This is a genomic window from Candidatus Poribacteria bacterium (assembly GCA_021295715.1).
Classification (GTDB): domain Bacteria; phylum Poribacteria; class WGA-4E; order WGA-4E; family WGA-3G; genus WGA-3G.
Window position 1 is genome coordinate 1 of sequence record JAGWBV010000003.1, and the last position, 18,505, is coordinate 18,505.

Consider the following 18,505-nt stretch of genomic DNA (forward strand, 5'->3'; position numbering starts at 1 on the left):
TGCTATCAAAAGCCAGCTCACTAAAGGATAAACGCCATGGACACTATAACAGATCTTAATGAAGCCGCAATCTTTACGCCGGAGCATAAGGAATTTGTTGAAAACAATGGGTATCTGCTCATAAGAAATGCCTTACCCTCCGATGTCGTCGCGGAAATTGATACTGCCGTTGACGAGGTTTATGCGAAAGAGAAAGCCGCAGGTAGACTTGAAGCTGGCGGCAAACTAAACCTCCGTAACTGCATCACGCACCACGAAGCATTCCTCCAACTTCTTGACTGGCAAAAAACGGCGCCCCTCGCCTACGGGGTTCTCAATTGGAACGTCCAGATGATTACATCTCACCTCATTGTACTCCCCCCAAAAGAGGAACCACCGCCTGAGGTGAAGAACCGTATCGGCTTGCACCGCGACGGTGGCACGTCACATGGCGAGATGCAGGAACCCCACCCTCGCATCATGCTCAAGATTGCTTACGCTATTAGTGACCAGTCCGATCCTGCTTCGGGTGCAACGGTGCTGGTGCCGGGGAGTAACCGCTTGACGGGCAGACCACCACTCGACCCAGATACAGGTAGGGCACGCGGTGCTATCTCTATGAATGTCAATGCAGGAGATGCCTTCCTCTTTGAACAGCGTACATGGCACGGTATTGGACACAACTGGTCCAGTATGCCACGCAAAACCATTTTTATGGGCTATGCTTACCGTTGGGTCAAACCGATGGATTATATCACGATGCCTGATGAACTGGTTGCTAAGTGTAACCCAATTCAGAAGCAGTTGATTGGAGTCGTCAGTGATCCGCTCAGTTATTATCTACCGAAGGAACAAGACGTACCGCTGCGGGCATTACTCGATGGACAGGGTTAGAATGAGGCGGTAGTTCCTTCCTATTCCAGTTCGCTTTTGAGCGAAAGGCTGTAGTCAAGCAACGCATTTGCATACGGTATGTTGTGAAGCCCGTAGCCACTGTCGCCTTTAACCATATCGTAGTTCAGTTTTGCGTCGAGATAGGCTTGCGAAGTTTTGTCAGGCGTAGCGTCAAGCATCATTTTGACGGTTTGCATCTTTGCCTCTATTTCGGCACGGTATTGTGGTAACTTCGTCTCCATACTGTTGTCGGCACTGTCGTGACAGCCCGCGGTGCTACATGTCGAGAAATCCGCCTTGAATGTGTGTCCCCCGTGTTGCGCGACCGTTTCTGGATCCTCTTTTGCCATGTGGCAGTGCACACATCGTTTTTTCATTGCGCGCACGTGTGGGGATGGCATCCGTTTCACACCGGCACCCTCGCGCCCAAGGAACATCTCTGACTGTGATTGATGGACGATACCAGCACCTGCACAACCACAGTCCATTTTATGGCACTCAACACACAATTTCCTCGCGGGTTTTACCAATAAGTGTTCCGATCTGCTGTTGTGTGAATGACATGAGGAACACGCAACGGCGTTTACCGCTGTTTCGATGTTATAGGTATGCCCTGGGTAGACCCGATCGCTGAAAACTTCATAGCCAGAAGAGTGGCAGCTGAGGCACGAGTTCTGAAGCTCATACGGACCCTCAATCAGGTTGACAAGGGCATGCGAATGCCCCGCTTGCTTCCATTCTTGATAGGCAGGTTCAGTGCCGTGACACTTGATGCATCCTTCAGCAAATGGAGTTGCTGGGTTAGATGTAGCAGTCTCTATAGGTGCTGCGTGAAGTGTCGCAATATTGTCGTAGCCACAAAGCGCGAAAAGGGCAACCGTTCCCATCAGTAGGGACAACCCTAAAAATAAAAAAACCTGTTTCATTTTTTAATTTATTTCTCCTGGGCACCGCTCCTGCGCAAGCCTAAGGCTTACGGGACAATACGCGGTGGTTTTCGGTGATCCTATACCCATTTTGGATCCTAGATTTTTTAATTTGGTCATCCATTAGTAACGAGATGGAATAGACGTTTGGTACATGGTTTGCACAGGTCCCGCCTTTAGGTAGAGGTAGTGACCAAAGCAGATGTTCTATAGAACCTTATTGCTTTAACCGTCGGAGCATATCAGTATACCTTCTCTTGGTTAAATAGCATACCTTACCTTATGAAATATGTCAATTTTTAATTATTCTTGCGGTTCGGTTAGATGGATTGGAATTTTTAAGTTCAACTCCATAAAGCTGAAGAACGCCCAAGCAAAAACGCTTTCACTTCCTTTCAGACGACGCGCGCTTGCTAATTTTAAGTAGAACTTAACACAAATTCCACCTAATATTGTGCTATGCTCGCGAGGAAATTTCGATCTACAGATCGGACTATAGGAGGGACTATGATGTCTCAATCTGGAAACGGAATTAACCTTTTCAATGGTAAAAATATGGAGGGTTGGCATGCGCGCGGTGGTGCTCCAGAACATGAATGGAATGCCGCTGGCAGCGTCGCCCTCAACACTGACGATAGCAAACTGTTGACCACAACAGCAGGCGAAGGCATTTTTTACAACGGTGCTACTGGACGCACCGTCGATATTTACACCGAGGCTGAGCACGGTGATTGTGAACTCCATGTAGAATTTATGGTGCCACAAGGCTCTAACTCTGGTGTCTACCTCATGGGGAGATACGAAATCCAGATACTGGACAGTTGGGGTGAAACGGAACTCGGCTATGGCACTTGTGGCGGAGTATATTGCCGTTGGATCGACAATCAACCGGTAGATGGCGTGCCGCCGCGTGTTAACGCCAGTAAACCACCGGGTGAGTGGCAGACCTATGACATCACCTTCAGGGCACCAAAATTCGATGCCGATGGTAACAAGATTGCCAATGCTACCTTCGTCAAAGTCGTGTGGAATGGACAGGTAATCCATGAAGACGTTGAAGTGGCGGGTTGCACGCGCGGCACAATGATTGAAGATGAAGCACCTACGGGTCCGTTAATGTTGCAAGGCGACCACGGACCTGTTGCCTTTCGCAATATTTTAATTTTACCTTGCGGAGAAACAGTGTGAATTTGAAGCATGGACGTGTCTTCCTCAAATCTAAAGAAACACCCAAGCAAAAACCCTGCGCCGTTGTTGCAGGCTACAGGTTTTGGTGTCCGTAATGAAGGGTATGGAAGAAAGGCAGAAGAACAGGATGGACACAAACGCACGCAATGGACTTAACACCCCCTATAACTCGGCAAAGTAAATTAAAAAAAGGAATTGTTATGCAAAAACTGAAACTTGGTGTTATCGGGGCAGGTGGTATTGTCTGCCGGATGCACCTACCTGACCTCGCAGAAAGCAACGATTTTGAAGTGAGTGTCATCAGCGGCAGGCGCGAACACCGCCTCAAACATCAATGTCAAGAATTCGACATACCCCGTTGGACACAGGATTACGACGCAATCATCGCTGATGACACGCTTGATGCGATACTTGTCGGGACCCCACATCCGTTACACGTTTCATGGGGTATCAAAGCGTTGGAAGCCGGCAAACACGTGCTCATGCAAAAACCGCTCTGTGGGGATATGGACGAAGCGAATCAATTTGTAACAGCAACTGAAGCGAGTGGCAAAACGGTGATGTGTCTTCCACATTTCAACGCCGCTATCTATAAAATTCGTCAATTGATTGCAGAGAATGCGATTGGACGGGTATCCGGCGCGAGGATGCGGAGCAGTCATGGCGGTCCCGAGATCTACTACGCGGAGATTCGTGACATCTTCGGTGAATCTGGCGATGATTTGTGGTTTTTCGATGCGAAACAAGCGAGTGTCGGTGCGCTTTTCGACATGGGGGTTTATGCCGTTTCTGGTCTCGTCGCGATGCTCGGCACCTTCAAGCGGGTGACGGGTTTCGTTTCGACCTTCGACAAACCGACAGAATTAGAAGATGTCGCGACACTCGTGCTTGAGATGCAATCGGGCGGAATCGTCACAGCAGAGACGAGTTGGTGTGATCCTGCGCGGACGGGTGAAGCGAGTGTGCATGGCACGGCTGGTAAATTCACGATGCCCGGCAAAGATGGCGCGACGCTCAGTCAGTGGACACCGACCTCTTATACACGCGAACACGCGCCTGTTGATGTTAAAACGATCAACTGTTCAGATGCAGCACCGAGCGGAATGCACACACATTTTGCGGAGTGTATCCGTGAGGGCACGCAACCACCACTCTCAAATGCATACACGGCGCGGCATGTCACTGAAATCCTGCTTGCGGGGCTTAAGTCCTCTGAGGCGGGTAGGGCAATTGAATTGACAACAGAAGCAGATAAGTAGATAAGGAAAAAGGATATAGTTATAAGAGGCGTGCTTCATGTAGGCGCGCCTCTTTGCCGCGCCTACACGAAACGATATATAGGTCTAACCTAAACTGGCGTGAAGTTCATACCAGTCATCAAGGTTGTTGAGATTAACAGCGTCTAAGATGGAGCCGTCATCATCAATGCCGCTTGCACCGAGGATGCCCCCACGGGTGTCGTCATCGTGATTATAGCCTGAAATTGCAGCGTTCAGTTCGTCGACTGCCGCTTGGTCAAAACTGCCGTTTTCCGAAACCCATGCTTCAAACTGTGGATAGGTGGGAGAATTGTCACTGATGTACGCCAGTGTAGTGTCTTTGTCCAGGAAGCCCGCGCCGCATGCGGGATAATCTTCATGCAGCTGACCTTTGGAATCCATAAGTACTTTCGACCAGAATCGGGGGAGGTGCAACACGCCGAGTGGTCCTGCAACCCCGGAACTAATTGTCGGAATCATTCCTGCCATTCTCTTTCTCCTTCTTATAAATGTTGTGAATAATAGGCGGGCATCATCGTCACAATAGGTGCAGTTGCCTGCCATGCGAAATTCCACGTCATTATAGCACAACCCGGAAAAAAAGCAAGAAAAAATTTAGCGGATGGCAATCAGCAGAATGGTAGTCGGCAGTCAGTAAAGAGTTTTCCTTAAACCCAAAGTAAGAGCCTGCAACAACGGCGCAGGGTTTTTGCTTAGGCGTTTCTGCGGGGCTACGGAGAGGCACTTCAGTTACCAAACCCACCTGACTGAACCGCAAGGAAAAATTAAAAATCGGGTTTAACGACCTTAAATTTGAGTTCACCGGGCTTGATATAACCGAGTCGTTTTCTGGCGAGGCGTTCTTTTGTTAGTCTGTCGTTTTGTAGCATCTCGACGCGTTGCTTCAACCGATCGCGTTCCGCTTCCAATTCCTGTATCTCAGCACGATAGGCTTCTTCGGCAAGCTGCGCCTGCTGCCAGTCACTATAACCGTTCATAAATTGCCTGACACTCACAATCAGTAAGCCAAGCGCGATTAAGATTAAGATTGGGCGAAAAATTCGCATAGGGCACCCCTCTAATTATAGGGTAATTGTAGGGGCAGGTCTGTGCCTGCCCGCTGAATACAAAGATTTACTGAGGATCCTCCAAGTTATAGAAAACTTTTCGACCCGCAAAAATAGCACTCTCTCCCAATTCTTCCTCAATCCGTAGGAGCTGATTATATTTACAGACACGATCGGTCCGGGAGAGCGAACCGGTCTTTATCTGTCCGGCGTTTGTTGCGACAACCAAGTCAGAGATAGTTGTATCCTCTGTCTCACCTGACCGGTGTGAAACGACAGCCGTGTAATTGAAGCGTCGCGCGAGTTCAATGGCATCCAGCGTTTCCGTCAAGGTCCCAATCTGATTCACTTTGATGAGAATTGAGTTGCCTATCTGCTCATCAATACCTTGTTGCAAACGGGTGGTGTTGGTCACAAAGAGATCATCACCGACGAGTTGGACCTTATCCCCGATTGCCTCCGTCAATTGTTTCCAACCGTCCCAGTCGTTTTCGTCCATACCATCCTCTATAGAGACGATTGGATATTTCTCACAGAGTTCCGTGTAAAAAGCGACCATCTCTGCTGGCGATTTCGTCGGTTGTGCCTCTGCTTTTAATTCGTAAGTGCCGGTGTCCCGATTGTAGAATTCGCTGGAAGCAGCGTCCAATGCTAAAAGTACATCGCTCCCGGGTGCGTAATTCGCACGCTCAATGGCTTCAATGATTACCGCGATGGCTTCCTCATTTGAACCGAGATCGGGTGCAAACCCACCTTCATCACCAACAGCCGTGTTGCAATTACGGGCTTGCAAGACCGCTTTAAGACTGTGAAAGATTTCGGCACCCATGCGGAGTGCTTCGGCGAAATTCTTTGCACCCGCTGGCATTATCATAAATTCCTGAATGTCCACGTTGTTGTCGGCGTGAGACCCCCCATTTAATATATTCATCATCGGTAGAGGGAGCTCTTTCGCGTTTGTGCCACCAATATAGCGGTAAAGCGGTTGCGCGACTTCGTCTGCGGCGGCTCTCGCGACAGCTAACGAAACACCTAAAATCGCGTTTGCCCCGAGTTTGCTTTTGTTCTCTGTACCGTCAAGTTCGCACATAGCGGTGTCTATGTCGTTTTGTGCAAAGACATTTTCCCCTACAAGGGCATCCGTGATGACGGTATTGACATTTTCAACGGCTTGCTGAACACCTTTCCCCAAATACCGATTGGCATCCTGATCGCGCAATTCGACCGCTTCGTGTTCACCTGTAGACGCACCAGAGGGGACAGCGGCGCGTCCGAATGCACCTGTCGCTAAATTAACGTCTACCTCGACTGTCGGGTTACCCCGCGAGTCCAATATCTCGCGTGCGTGTATATCAATGATTTCTGACAAGGTTTTTCTCCCTTTTTAATGGCTATCGGAACCTTCAGCAAGAACCGTTTGTGGATTATTTATATTTTGATGCCACATATACTACCGACGGAAACCGAAAGCCACTATTCTTCAATAACAGCCTCTGCGAGCAGATACGCAGCGGCTAAAAAAATTAAACTATACGCGGCGAGCAATTTCAGCCAGAACCCGCCTTCTAACCCACCCGTTACCAGAAGTGAAACAGTGCATTTCGCACCGCCTATAATGATCGGAATCACGAGCGGAAGTAGAATAACGGAAAGCAGACTTTCACCGCCGTTTGCGCTTGTGGACATGCCTGCTAACAGCACACCAACAGCGCAAAAACCGAGCGTGCCGATACTCAGCACGCCGAAGAGTTTCAATAATACGCCCATCGTCACCACATCAAGCAGATCCAAGAATTGAAGTGCGATAGGCGTGATGACAATTTCCAACAAAAATAGAAATACGACGTTGCTAACGACTTTGGAGAGGTAGAGGTTACTTGCATCAACGCCGGTGAGTCGAACACCGTCTATCGCACCGTGTGAACGTTCTAAGGTAAATGAACGGTTCAAACTAATAATTCCTGCGAAAACGAACGCTGCCCAGAGGACACTGGCGGTTAATTTACCACGTTCTACCTTTTCAGGAAAAATCGGACCGAACGCAAAAGCGAAGATGAGGACAACGAGTACGCTGAAAACGAAGATTAATACCAACGTCTCCTTCGAACGGAACTGAAGTCCAAGATCCTTACGAATCAACGCGCCAATTTGACGGAATGCCTTCATATCTATCTCGGTTTGAAAGAGACGCTCTATAGCCCTTTCGGAGCGTTGTTTGCCAACCTCTTCTCATACATGCGGAGTAATGTCTCTGCTTCGATTTCATCTTTCTGCGCAATCTCTTCCAAGTCTCCATTTATCATGAAGAGGAACCTTGTGCCAGCAAGATAGCCCAACTCTGTGTTGTGTGTTGTAATGACGATGCCTGTGCCTTTTTGTCGTTCTTGTGCAATACGATCAAGGACAAACTGTCTGGCAGCGGCATCCAGTCCAGAGAACGGTTCATCGAGTAACAACACTGAGGGGGCATGGAGGAGGGCTTTAGCGATCATGAAACGCTGTGTCATGCCGCGAGAGAAGATGCGAAGGGGTTCATGTAAAAAACGCTGCAGCCCGACTTCAGCAAGCAGTGTTGTGGCACGATGTTCCAACTGCTTAATGCCGTACATCTGTCCGAAAAACTTGAGGTTCTCATAAGGACTGAACGAAGGGTAGGCGAGATTTTCATGAATAACGACCCCCAACGCGCGACGGACATCCGAGTAATCTGCGATTGCATCCGCCCCTTCAATCTCAAGTTTTCCAGAGGTCGGTTTCAGGAGGGTTGCGAGAATTTTGATGAGCGTTGTTTTACCGGCACCGTTGGGACCGAAAATCGTAACCACTTCTCCGGGATAAACCGAAAGTGTGGCATTTTTGACAATCGTGCGATGTCCGAAGTCCTTTGTGAGTTGGGAAGCACGAAGGCGCATGATGTCAATGATTCCATGCTGACCGAAAAAGTGGAAATTCTTCCATCTCCCATCTTTCCGTCGGTCTATCGTTTTGGAAGACTGGAAGGTTGGAAGATTGCGGGGCACTTCCATCCTTCCGTCTTTCTTTCGTCTTTACATCATACGCCGGATGATTGCATCGCCCTGTTCTTGGCTAATACCAAGCGGTTGATGTGCCATGGGACCGTTTTCCAAAACGGGTTCCATTTCATCCAAGGCAGGACGGCTTGTATCTTGATAGAACAGTCCGATGGGGATCTCGTCGCCCCACTTGACGGCTTGTTCAAGTGCCGCAGCCTTGTCGCTTGGATCGTGATCTTCAAGCTCGTTGACGCGCTGTTTGAAAAAGGCAGTCGTGTTGTCCCTGTTGAAAGTGATACAGGGGCTAAACACATCAATAAGGGCAAATCCCTTGTGTTGCATGCCGTTGTACATCAGTTCTGTCAGTTGTCTTGGGTTACCGCTAAACCCTCTGGCAACGTAAGTCGCCCCAGTGACAATCGCCATAGCAATCGGATTGAGCGGAGCCTCTATATTGCCAAACGGGGTGCTTTTAGTTTTCATATCCATCAAGCTCGTCGGCGAGGCTTGACCGATGGTCAACCCGTAAATTTGGTTGTCCATCACAATATAGAGGAGGTCAATATTTTTTCGCATCGTATGAATGAAGTGATTTCCGCCGATGCCGTATCCATCTCCATCACCGCCGGTAACAACCACGTTCATTTCGTGATTCGCAAATTTCGCACCGGTAGCCACAGCAAGAGAACGTCCATGCAGGGTATGCATTCCGTACGTCTGGATGTAGCCGGGAAGGTTGGAGGAACAACCGATGCCACTCACGGTGAGGTGTTCATGATTGCCTTTGCCAAGTTTTGCATAAGCACTTTGCAGGGAACTGAGGACACCGTAATCACCGCAGCCTGCGCACCAATCCGGACGAACATCACCCTGAAAATCTTTCGCCGTAGGCGCGCCCTTAACAGGTCTTTCTCGTCGAGTAGATCTTTCTCGTTTCGCCATCTGATTCATCCTCCTTTTTTAGACTACAATTTCTTGATAGGGGACATAGAGGTCTGTCTTACCGCTTAAGAGTTCGCGGGCACCATTAACGATATGATGTGGCATAAACGGTTCACCGTCGTACTTGCGGATTTGACCGTCTGCCTTAAAGCCGGTTTCACCACGCAGGAATCGTGCGAATTGACCGGTGTAGTTACACTCGACGATAATCGAATGTGCCGATTTTTCAAGCACTTCGTTCACTGCATCTTCGTCTATCGGATAGAGCCACTTGAAATGGATGTGATTCGTGGAAACGCCAGCCTCTGTTAGGAGTTGAGCCGCTTCCCCAATCACACTCTGTGTGGAGCCCCACCCGATGAGCGTGACTTCGGCATCTTCAGGGCCTTCGAGCGTCGGCGGCGGGAGAAGTGCAGTAAGACCGTCCATCTTCCGTTGCCGTTTCTCCATGATGTCACGCCGTTTGTGAGGATTTGTGAATTCGTCGCTAATCAGCGTGCCATCTTCATCGTGGTCATCAGTCGCAACAACGTGGACATGGCCCGGGGTACCGGGAATCGCTCGCGGTGAGATCCCGCTGTCGGTAATTTCGTAGCGGAGGTATTTACCGTCAGACTGCGCGGCTCCATTAATGAGTGAACCCCGATCTATTTCCGGCTGCCAATTGATGGAATCTGGCTCGAACGTCGTGAAGCCCATGGACAACGTTAGATCGGAGAGGACCATGGCAGGACATTGGAACTTGTCTGCGAGATTGAAGACTTCTGGGATAGTGTCAAAACCGTCCATAATGCTCGTGGGGGCAACAACAATCTTCGGGAAATCGCCTTGACTTGCACCGAGAATTTGCCATAGATCGCCCTGTTCCGTCTTGGTCGGTAAGCCTGTGGAAGGACCACCACGCTGGACGTTAATAACGACGATGGGAATTTCCATCATGCCTGCGCTGCCGATCGCTTCTGTCATTAAAGCAAATCCGCCACCGGAAGTAGCACACATCGCTCGACATCCAGCATGCGCAGCACCTATTACCATATTGACGACGCTAATTTCGTCCTCACATTGTCGGACCATAATGCTAAGGTCGCGAGCGTTGTTTGCCATCCAGTGCAGAACACCGGTTGAGGGGCTCATCGGATAGGCGGCGTAAAATTTCACACCTGCGGCTGCACCGCCCATTGCCATTGCCGAATTGCCATCAGCGACAGCGAGGACTGGTTCCTGCTTCTCAAATTGGGCATCAAATGCGGTGAAGTTTTCAACTGCGTGATTGTAGCCTGCACGCGCGACATCTATGTTCGCATCTACGACCGCTTGTCCTTTACTTTTAAGGAATTGAACAGTGAGCATATCCTCAAAGACTTTTAAATCTCCGCCCACGAGTTTCATCGCTGCCCCGAGCATACAGACATTTAGCATCAGCTTTTTTCTATCGGTGTTGTTACACAATTCTTGATAGGACAGAGGTGCCAGTTGTATGTCATCACGCTCTGGTGTCTGCTTGACATCATCGCTGTTATAGATGAGTGTGCCACCGGGGGCAACATGTGGAAGGTGTGTCTCCAAGCTATTCCGGTCTAAGGCAATAACCAAATCAAGCTTGTCGCCTTGATTAGCGACCGGTTCAGAACTGATTCTGGCAGTAAGGAAGGTGTGACCGCCGCGGATGAGGGATTGGTAGGCACTATAGGTAAAGACATGCAAACCGTGCCGGGCACAGATCCGAGTCAAAACCTGACCTACGGAGTCTATTCCCTGTCCGGGTGCCCCTCCTACAGCCATTACAAAATCGTATTTTGCCATCTTGGCTCCCTTCTAATTTTTTGTATTCCATTCTGGTGTAGCGAATTCACCGAAGATACGCCACGGTTCGATAAACCTGACGACACCAGAGTGGCGGACAAATAAGCAAATTGATTCGTATGTTAGTTACATTGCGATATTTGCGCCTTTTTCTTAATATTCATGGACACATAAAACAGTTTTCTTTTTTTAATTATACTACATTCGATGTATTTTTTCAAGTTTTTTTAAGATTTAACGAATTTATTGCAACGTTTATTGGACATCAATTTTTATGAATTGAGTCTATTGAAAGCAGGCTTTCAGCGAACTCTGTAGCTATAAATAAACATTAAAATGTGTGCCTGTCTTGTATCTCGGAAGAATTTTAGGGGGTATGAAATTTTTGTCCTACGCTCGGGTCAACGATACGAGTGCTTGTTTCGCTTCGGGAGTTCCAATTTTATCCAATGCAAACGCCACGTGATATTGAACCCGCTCGGAATCGTCCGCTAATGCCTTGATTAACGCAGGCACAGCTTCCGCGGCAGCTTCCTCAAGGTTTGAGAGTGCATAAGCACTATAGGTCCGAACCTCTGCCTCTGGATCGCTTAAAGCTTGAATAAGAACCGGTATCGCCCCAATTGCCGCTGATCCCATGTTGCAGAATGCACGGACAGTATATTCGCGGAGTTGCTCATCTAAAGCTTGTAATGCTTCGCTAAGTGCTGGAATAGCAGGGGCACCAATTCTGCCTAATGTATCGCTTATGCTAAGAGCGTGATGTCGTTCAGCTATTGCTAACTCTTCCATAAGTGCCGGCACTGCGGGAGCACCGATCTCTGCCAAAATGTCTGCCGCTTGGTCGGGAATATCCCACAAATTTTCTGAAAGTGCCTCGATGAGTTGTGGAATAGCGGGTTCGCCGATAGCGACCAGCTCTTTTCTCGCAGCATCGCGGACATCGTCCTCCATATCCGACAACTCATCAATCAAGTCGGCTATAACGTGTTCGTTGTCCATCTATCTATTGACCTTTTTTAACATACGCCAACATTGTGATAAGACGATCAGTTTGCTCGGGTCGCAAGTACTTATAAAACCATTCGGAAAACTCACGTTCGGCTCTGGTGAGTTCCGCCGTGAGTGCAGGGACGGTAGATTCACCGATTTTTGCCAGGACCTCCGCAGCGTGATTCGCCATCTGCTCCATATAAACAGGAAGCGCGGATTCCTCAACGTGCGTGTAAAACTCGGCTCCGTATCCAGAGATATGCCAACATTCCTGCGTCAGGACATCAATGAGTTGCGGAATCGCCGGTTTGCCGATGGCAATTAATTCCGCTTTAGCGGTATCTCGAACGTTTTCGTCTATATGACCCAACATGATTATCAGATCAGCGATGTGGTGTTTGCTATGCATCGGTTCTCCTTTTTTGTTCTTCGAGGAGTGTCGTGAGGCGTTCGGTTTGTTCTCGGCGCAATCGTTTATAGACGCGCTCCGAAATCTCTTGTTTCTCGTACTTATCATCGAGATGCGTGATAAATTCAAGCCTTGCGACGCGGACATACTCGTAATCATCTGGACTCAGTTTACGGAGCCAGCCTGCGTCTGAGGGTGTTGCGGTGTCATCGGCGTCAGACTTGTCCCTGTTGTTTGCTGTGCGGAGTTTAAAGAGAGCGGCGACGAAGAATCCACCGGTCAATGCTGCTGTGACAGCAATAAGTATCAACTGCCCGAGGTTAGATGTTTGCTCCGGTAGGGCACCACCGGCAGAGCCCATGTTTACATTAAGTGCTAAATCAACCGTAGTACCAGCAGCAAACGCTTTTGGCGCAGTGCTTTGATATATAAGATAAATATTATTGTGAATCTGTTCGCGCTTTGGCGCGCCGAAAAACTTCGCACGGGGCGCAAAGTTGATACCTTCTGGGACAAAGAATAAGAACTCCGCTGTGGCAAAATTCAAACGACGCGATAAATCCAGTTTGTCTTTTTCGACGTGAAAAATATAAGTATAGCCTAAATGCGTTTCTCCTGGTGGCAATGGTGTCGCGCGAATGGCTTGATTGGTAGCAGGATTTATTGCGAGTTCCGTTGTCTGATGTGGCTGAAAACCTTCGGTCCCTTTCGGGAGGGTTAAATACAGTCCGACTGTTTGCGTGCCATGCACAGTTCTAAAAGGTAGGTCGCTCTGGTTCTCAATCCCAATTGCTTCAATAACAGTGACGGCACCATCTGGTGCATGGTCGGGAGGCGGAGGCGCGATGACAAAACTATGCGACTTCACACGGATTTGTGTTTTGTCTTCCGTAAATCCCCCGATCTCAAAGTCAATTTTGATATTAGGAGCCCAAGTGGACAAGACCACGTCCTTCTCAGTATAATCAGTTCCTGCATGAACCGTAGAAACCGTATAGTGGACAAGAGGATCAAGCGGCAGATTCCCAAAACGATAGTTCCCACTTTTATCTGTCATCGTTTTTTGGATCTCAGTAGCGTCTGCCCTATGGATAGTGAGGGTTACGGGCTGTGCGACGAGGGGTTTGTCCTGCTTTCTATCAATAACTGTGCCTTGAATACCGCCCAGTTCTGTTGTTTGTGCGTGGAGGATGGAAAATGAGAAAAGAAGCGTCAAGGCAACCGCGAATAGGCTACATATCCACCATAGAGTGATACAGTGAATCTGCGAGTTGTCCCTCGATTTGTTATATGCGAATAGATTCGTGTACATATTATGTCCCACGTTGTTGCTGTTTGAACCTTTCAATTTCTGCTTCTACATCTGTCAGGGATTCATTTTCGAGTTGCATGATGACGCGCGCAGTGTCTTGCAGGAGTTCCTCACGCAATTCTTGGTAGTCGGCATCCGAGAGTTTTCCGGTTTCGTAATCCTCGTCGAGATCTGTCAGTGCGGCGTAGCTGCGCTCACGCTCCTGAAAGAGGGTTCGTCGCCGTTCCTCGATGAGATCGTCGGACGTTGCAGCAAGTTGTGAACCTGTTTTGAAAAAAATTGGAACTCCCAGATACACAAGGAGCGCGATTCCGAGAATTACCATCCATAAAAGCACGAAGAAAGACATGAAATACCCTTCCTGAAGTCACGAAGTACCTATTTTACCGAAAAAAAATCGCCGCGCTTAGTTTTGCCGTTTGTACCTTTCCAATTCGGCTTCAACCTGTTTCACAGTTGTATCAGAGACCTGTTGATTTGTTTCTTCAAGCCCATCACCAGTTACGGGTTGCTGCTTGAATTTGCGAAGTGCGAAAAAGGCGATACCACCGATGAGGGCAAGAATGACGGCTGGCATAATGTAGGCAAGTAAATTAATACCCTCTGCTGGCATGACGGCGTAATACTGCGGTCCGAACGTATCAAGATAATTCGTGCGAATCTGCTCGACTGTCTGACCCGCAAGCAGTCGGTTACGAAAATCCTTTTCAATCATGGCTGCCGTGTCGCATACACATACCTCAATTGTCTCTCGCGTACAACCGCAGTAACAGTAGACTGTGGTCAGTAATTCCTCTAATTTAGACGTAATTGCGGCATCTATTTCTGCTGTGCGAGGTGCTTGTGTCTGCGCGTGCGCGGTGGTGATAAAGCAGCAAGCCATGAAAAGTGCAACAATCTGCACAAAATTAAGAATTACAGTTTCGTTGGAGATTACTGTGTGTTCAAATCTTCCAGTTTTCAAGATCTTGTCCTTCGCGGGTTAAGCATCCCTACTGTGTTCAGATTTCTCGGCTATCGCGACAATTCCGCCCAGCACCATTACTGCGACACCGATCCAGACAACACCGATGAGAGGATTGTAGTACACCTGCACGTTCACAACGCCGCCTGTCTTAACGTCCGGCGGGATACTGCCGAGGGCAATATAAAAGTCGTTCACCCCAAAGTGTCGGATGGCAGATTCAATAGTATCCTGTTCTCCCTGTCCGGTCTTGTAATAGAAGTGGCGTGCTGGTTCCATCGTCCCTACCTGTTTCCCGTTTTTTGCGACATCAAAAACAACGCCTGTTCGACGATAGTTGGCGAATTCTTTCTCAAATGAATCTTTCATTGTGAGTTGGAACTGTCCAACCTCCATCGATTCCCCGATTCTCAAGCCTTTAGATTCAAGCAGAAAATAGCCTTTCGACCCCATAATGCCTACATAGAGGATAACGATACCGATATGGACGATGTAACCACCATATCGTCTCTTATTCCGTTGGATGAGGAGACTCAAACCGTTGAGCAAGGAGGTTTCCTGCCGCTTCGCGCGGAGTTTCGCACCGCGATAAAATTCAGCTAAAATTGCGACAACCACGAAGGTACTTGCGGAAACACAGAGTACCGAATAGATCGGAGAAGTCTCTTCCTTGACGAATGCGAGAAATCCCCACGTCAATGCCCCGGCGATTAAACCGATAACAAGTGGCAATAAGAACATCCGTTGAAAGTTGTTGGCGGTAATTTTTTTCCATGAGATAATTGGACCCGCACCTGTGAGAAAAAGAAGCAACAACCCGGGAATAATAACGACTTGGTTAAAAAACGCTTCGGGAACAGAGGATTTTTCACCATTAATCGCTTCAGAGATAATTGGCCACAACGTGCCCCAGAGGATAATCAGTGTTAACCCAACAAACAGCCAATTGTTCAGAACAAACGCGCTTTCACGGGAGAGCAGGGATTCCAAACGGTTGGCACTCTTCAACCGTCTCCAGCGATAGATGATGAGTCCGATGACCCCTGCAGTCGAGGCTAAGATGAACCCGAGGAAATATCCGCCAATATCAGATTGTGCGAAGGCGTGTACCGATGTGATAATTCCGCTACGCGTGATGAAGGTTCCCAAGAGCGTGAATTGGAAGGCAAGCGTAATCAGAAGGATATTCCATAGTTTGAACATATTCCGCTTCTCTTGAATCATCACGGAATGTAAATAAGCGGTACAGAGGAGCCACGGCATAAAAGAGGCGTTTTCAACAGGATCCCATGCCCAATAACCGCCCCAACCCAACTCACGATATGCCCAATTGCCACCGAGCGTGATACCAATAGTCAAAACGATCCATGAGAAGAGCGTCCATCTACGTGAGCGCAGTATCCACTCACTTCCAACTCTACCGGATGCGAGGGCTCCAACGGCAAACGCGAAGGGCACCGTCAGGGCGATCCAGCCGATATATAACGTTGGCGGATGAAATGCCATGCTTGGGGTTTGAAGGAGTGGGTTCATACCGGCACCATCTGGTGCCATCTGACCATTGGGGAAGCGCTCGAGTGGATTATAAACGCCTTCGACTAAGCCGGTGACGAGTATAATGAAAAACAGTTGTACGACTGCGATAGGAATGAGGGTATAATCCGAGAGGGTATCATTTGTTTCTTTGTTGTGCTGGTGATTTTGCCAGACGACAATCGCGCCTGCGACAGTCAGCAACCAGAGCCAGAACAAGAGGGATCCTGACATTCGTCCCCAGAGTGCTGTGATTTTATAGAGTAGGGGTTGTGCCGCGCTTGAGACTTCAACAACATAGCGCATTGAGAAGTCGTCGGTTACAAAACCGTAGATTAGGGCACCGGTTGCAATACTGCTAAGAATGAAGGTAGCAATGACGGCGTTCCTGCCGCTCCGGATGGCGTTCTGATTTCGCGTACGTAGCCCGAAGCAGAGAAAGCCAATCGCCCACAAGGTAGAGAACACAGAGAGAAATATAGCGGCTTGTCCAATTTCCGCAGTCATTCGTTGCTGTGCCTCCTTAAAAAAGTGTTTTTGAACATATTGTTAAGGTGTTGTTTATCCTTTATTCCGAGATATAAGAGGTTTCACTCGTGGGTGTGGCACTTTCTGCTCCCTCGTATTTCGAGGCACACTTCGTCATGAGTTTAGATGCGACAATGAGGTTCTGCGTTGCATCGTATTTACCTTCTACGAAAACGCTACCACCATCCGTAAAATTATCCGGTTTAAGTCGATCCTTGTAAATCACGTTGACTGTTGCTGCAGCTTCGCGGTCCCGAACAGCAAAGGTGAGCTTAAAATTGACAGCATCCCATTCGGAGCTGCCTTCTGCAATGAGCCCATCAACTTGGACCTGTTGACTGTTCATTTTGTTTCCGTCTGCCACAAGTGCAGCTGGCGTGAAATGCCGAACGCTTGTCCTTTTAATCCCAACCATCACCAAAAGTGCCATACCACATAACAAAATGACACTCGCGGCGATCACCTTGAGCCTTCTCTGTTTTTGCACTGGGACTTCCTCCATCAATCAGAATCAGTAGGCGTGATTTGGCGTAACTCGAAAGCCAAACCTTGCTATTATAAAAGTTAACCGTACTGACGAGATGCATCTCTCTATTTAAAATAATACTTGATTTTAGATGCAAAATCAAGTTAAAATAGAATTTAATTTGGAGCAGTGTGCAGAATTCTGAATAAAAAAGCCGTCAGGTGAGATGAACGAACAGGAAAACATGAAAATGAATTGGCAACATCACTCGTGGGCAGGTGTATTTCCGGCGACCCTCTGTCCGTTTCATGAAGATGAATCGATTGACGAAGTCGGATTGCGTCAATATATGCAGGAACTCGCAAGTGTTCCGGGGATAAAAGGTGTTGTCTGTAATGGACACACCGGCGAAATCATGTCCCTCCGCTTATATGAAAGACAACGGGTTACGCAAATTACCGCTGAAGCCGTTGGCGATCGAGTTAAAGTCATTTCGGGGGTTAGCGCGGAAGGGAGCCTTCCAGCGATTGACGACGCGCTCGCGGCGAAGGAAGCCGGGGCGGATGCCATCCTATTGATGCCTGCCCATCACTGGCTGCGTTTTGGAAGAACACCTGAAACCGCTGTGGGTTACTTTCAAGATGTCGCCGAAGGTGCTGATATACCGATTATTGTTCACCAGTATCCGGCATGGACAAAGGCAGGCTATAGCCTTGAAGAGATGTTAGAAATGGTGAAGATCCCACAGGTTATCTGCATTAAAATGGGCACTCGTGACATGGCGCGCTGGCGGTGGGACTATGAACAGTTGAAAGAAGTCGCACCCGATGTGCCTATCTTGACCTGTCATGATGAATATCTGCTTGCCTCCTTACTCGAGGGCAGTGATGGTGCACTCATCGGGTTCGCGGGTTTTGTGCCAGAACTAATGGTAGACGTGGTCCACGCCGCACTCAACAACGATCTTATCGGTGCCCGTAAGGCGCGCAGTCAAGTAGACTCGCTGGCGCGGATTGTCTATAACTTCGGTGAACCGAGCAGTGACGCGCATCAGCGAATGAAATGCGCTCGCTGGTTGATGGGTAGATTTCCCTCGATGACGATGCGCCGCCCGCTTCGTCAATTGTCTACAGTCGAAGTCGATAAAATCCGAACGCGTCTTGAAGAGACCGGTTATCAGTGCATTCATTAATAGCAGTCAACGGTCAGAAGGATAGTCATCGGTTAT

Annotated in this window: 19 protein-coding genes; 4 read left to right on the forward strand and 15 right to left on the reverse strand. The window is 48.6% G+C overall.

Features of this window, described 5'->3' with window-relative positions:
- Positions 1-36: 36 nt before the first annotated feature.
- Positions 37-873 carry a phytanoyl-CoA dioxygenase family protein gene (locus J4G07_01040; GenBank protein MCE2412565.1) on the forward strand — a complete coding sequence of 279 codons (837 nt, stop codon included), beginning with the start codon at positions 37-39 and terminating at the stop codon, positions 871-873.
- A gap of 20 nt (positions 874-893) precedes the next feature.
- Here J4G07_01040 and J4G07_01045 read toward each other — a convergent pair whose 3' ends face one another.
- Positions 894-1,799, reverse strand: coding sequence for a hypothetical protein (locus tag J4G07_01045; protein ID MCE2412566.1), 906 nt, complete (start codon positions 1,797-1,799; stop codon positions 894-896).
- Between the two features lie 507 nt (positions 1,800-2,306).
- Here J4G07_01045 and J4G07_01050 point away from each other — a divergent pair.
- Positions 2,307-2,987, forward strand: coding sequence for a DUF1080 domain-containing protein (locus tag J4G07_01050; GenBank protein MCE2412567.1), 681 nt, complete (start codon positions 2,307-2,309; stop codon positions 2,985-2,987).
- 200 nt (positions 2,988-3,187) lie between these two features.
- Positions 3,188-4,246 carry a Gfo/Idh/MocA family oxidoreductase gene (locus J4G07_01055; protein ID MCE2412568.1) on the forward strand — a complete coding sequence of 353 codons (1,059 nt, stop codon included), beginning with the start codon at positions 3,188-3,190 and terminating at the stop codon, positions 4,244-4,246.
- Positions 4,247-4,330: 84 nt separating this feature from the next.
- Here the strand turns inward: J4G07_01055 and J4G07_01060 are convergent, their stop codons facing one another.
- The 14 genes from J4G07_01060 to J4G07_01125 all read right to left on the reverse strand — a co-directional run bounded on the left by J4G07_01060 (position 4,331) and on the right by J4G07_01125 (position 17,298).
- Positions 4,331-4,735 carry a DUF5069 domain-containing protein gene (locus tag J4G07_01060; GenBank protein MCE2412569.1) on the reverse strand — a complete coding sequence of 135 codons (405 nt, stop codon included), beginning with the start codon at positions 4,733-4,735 and terminating at the stop codon, positions 4,331-4,333.
- 296 nt (positions 4,736-5,031) lie between these two features.
- Positions 5,032-5,313, reverse strand: coding sequence for a septum formation initiator family protein (locus tag J4G07_01065; protein ID MCE2412570.1), 282 nt, complete (start codon positions 5,311-5,313; stop codon positions 5,032-5,034).
- A gap of 67 nt (positions 5,314-5,380) precedes the next feature.
- Positions 5,381-6,682 carry a phosphopyruvate hydratase gene (gene eno, locus J4G07_01070; protein ID MCE2412571.1) on the reverse strand — a complete coding sequence of 434 codons (1,302 nt, stop codon included), beginning with the start codon at positions 6,680-6,682 and terminating at the stop codon, positions 5,381-5,383.
- Between the two features lie 104 nt (positions 6,683-6,786).
- Positions 6,787-7,479: a heme exporter protein CcmB gene (locus tag J4G07_01075; GenBank protein ID MCE2412572.1), complete on the reverse strand. Its 693-nt coding sequence runs from the start codon at positions 7,477-7,479 to the stop codon at positions 6,787-6,789.
- A gap of 26 nt (positions 7,480-7,505) precedes the next feature.
- The gene (locus J4G07_01080; protein MCE2412573.1) at positions 7,506-8,333 is read right to left on the reverse strand and encodes an ABC transporter ATP-binding protein; all 828 of its coding nucleotides are present in this window, start codon (positions 8,331-8,333) and stop codon (positions 7,506-7,508) included.
- Positions 8,334-8,360: 27 nt separating this feature from the next.
- On the reverse strand, positions 8,361-9,269 hold the full coding sequence (locus tag J4G07_01085; GenBank protein MCE2412574.1) for a 2-oxoacid:ferredoxin oxidoreductase subunit beta: 909 nt from the start codon (positions 9,267-9,269) through the stop codon (positions 8,361-8,363).
- An 18-nt stretch (positions 9,270-9,287) separates the two neighbouring features.
- A complete protein-coding gene (locus tag J4G07_01090) occupies positions 9,288-11,072 on the reverse strand; it encodes a 2-oxoacid:acceptor oxidoreductase subunit alpha (GenBank protein MCE2412575.1) in 1,785 nt (594 codons plus the stop codon).
- Positions 11,073-11,462: 390 nt separating this feature from the next.
- Entirely contained in the window at positions 11,463-12,074 is a 612-nt protein-coding gene (locus J4G07_01095) for a HEAT repeat domain-containing protein (protein ID MCE2412576.1), read from the reverse strand.
- A 4-nt stretch (positions 12,075-12,078) separates the two neighbouring features.
- Positions 12,079-12,474 (reverse strand): hypothetical protein, encoded by a 396-nt coding sequence (locus J4G07_01100; GenBank protein ID MCE2412577.1) that lies wholly within the window; start codon positions 12,472-12,474, stop codon positions 12,079-12,081.
- The gene (locus tag J4G07_01105; GenBank protein MCE2412578.1) at positions 12,467-13,786 is read right to left on the reverse strand and encodes a carboxypeptidase regulatory-like domain-containing protein; all 1,320 of its coding nucleotides are present in this window, start codon (positions 13,784-13,786) and stop codon (positions 12,467-12,469) included. Before J4G07_01105 ends, J4G07_01100 begins: the two co-directional genes overlap by 8 nt.
- 1 nt (position 13,787) lies before the next feature.
- Positions 13,788-14,135: a hypothetical protein gene (locus tag J4G07_01110; GenBank protein MCE2412579.1), complete on the reverse strand. Its 348-nt coding sequence runs from the start codon at positions 14,133-14,135 to the stop codon at positions 13,788-13,790.
- 57 nt (positions 14,136-14,192) lie between these two features.
- Positions 14,193-14,750 carry a cytochrome c-type biogenesis protein CcmH gene (locus J4G07_01115; protein ID MCE2412580.1) on the reverse strand — a complete coding sequence of 186 codons (558 nt, stop codon included), beginning with the start codon at positions 14,748-14,750 and terminating at the stop codon, positions 14,193-14,195.
- Between the two features lie 18 nt (positions 14,751-14,768).
- Positions 14,769-16,790: a heme lyase CcmF/NrfE family subunit gene (locus tag J4G07_01120; protein MCE2412581.1), complete on the reverse strand. Its 2,022-nt coding sequence runs from the start codon at positions 16,788-16,790 to the stop codon at positions 14,769-14,771.
- 61 nt (positions 16,791-16,851) lie between these two features.
- Positions 16,852-17,298, reverse strand: coding sequence for a cytochrome c maturation protein CcmE (locus J4G07_01125; GenBank protein MCE2412582.1), 447 nt, complete (start codon positions 17,296-17,298; stop codon positions 16,852-16,854).
- 229 nt (positions 17,299-17,527) lie between these two features.
- Between J4G07_01125 and J4G07_01130 the strand changes: the two genes are divergently transcribed.
- Positions 17,528-18,469: a dihydrodipicolinate synthase family protein gene (locus J4G07_01130; GenBank protein MCE2412583.1), complete on the forward strand. Its 942-nt coding sequence runs from the start codon at positions 17,528-17,530 to the stop codon at positions 18,467-18,469.
- Positions 18,470-18,505: the final 36 nt, after the last annotated feature.

Coding starts and splice junctions, on each gene's coding strand:
- J4G07_01040 (MCE2412565.1), top strand. CDS start 37: ATGGACACTATAACAGATCTTAATGAAGCCGCAATCTTTACGCCGGAG.
- J4G07_01045 (MCE2412566.1), bottom strand. CDS start 1,799: ATGAAACAGGTTTTTTTATTTTTAGGGTTGTCCCTACTGATGGGAACG.
- J4G07_01050 (MCE2412567.1), top strand. CDS start 2,307: ATGATGTCTCAATCTGGAAACGGAATTAACCTTTTCAATGGTAAAAAT.
- J4G07_01055 (MCE2412568.1), top strand. CDS start 3,188: ATGCAAAAACTGAAACTTGGTGTTATCGGGGCAGGTGGTATTGTCTGC.
- J4G07_01060 (MCE2412569.1), bottom strand. CDS start 4,735: ATGGCAGGAATGATTCCGACAATTAGTTCCGGGGTTGCAGGACCACTC.
- J4G07_01065 (MCE2412570.1), bottom strand. CDS start 5,313: ATGCGAATTTTTCGCCCAATCTTAATCTTAATCGCGCTTGGCTTACTG.
- J4G07_01075 (MCE2412572.1), bottom strand. CDS start 7,479: ATGAAGGCATTCCGTCAAATTGGCGCGTTGATTCGTAAGGATCTTGGA.
- J4G07_01085 (MCE2412574.1), bottom strand. CDS start 9,269: ATGGCGAAACGAGAAAGATCTACTCGACGAGAAAGACCTGTTAAGGGC.
- J4G07_01090 (MCE2412575.1), bottom strand. CDS start 11,072: ATGGCAAAATACGATTTTGTAATGGCTGTAGGAGGGGCACCCGGACAG.
- J4G07_01095 (MCE2412576.1), bottom strand. CDS start 12,074: ATGGACAACGAACACGTTATAGCCGACTTGATTGATGAGTTGTCGGAT.
- J4G07_01100 (MCE2412577.1), bottom strand. CDS start 12,474: ATGCATAGCAAACACCACATCGCTGATCTGATAATCATGTTGGGTCAT.
- J4G07_01105 (MCE2412578.1), bottom strand. CDS start 13,786: ATGTACACGAATCTATTCGCATATAACAAATCGAGGGACAACTCGCAG.
- J4G07_01110 (MCE2412579.1), bottom strand. CDS start 14,135: ATGTCTTTCTTCGTGCTTTTATGGATGGTAATTCTCGGAATCGCGCTC.
- J4G07_01120 (MCE2412581.1), bottom strand. CDS start 16,790: ATGACTGCGGAAATTGGACAAGCCGCTATATTTCTCTCTGTGTTCTCT.
- J4G07_01130 (MCE2412583.1), top strand. CDS start 17,528: ATGAATTGGCAACATCACTCGTGGGCAGGTGTATTTCCGGCGACCCTC.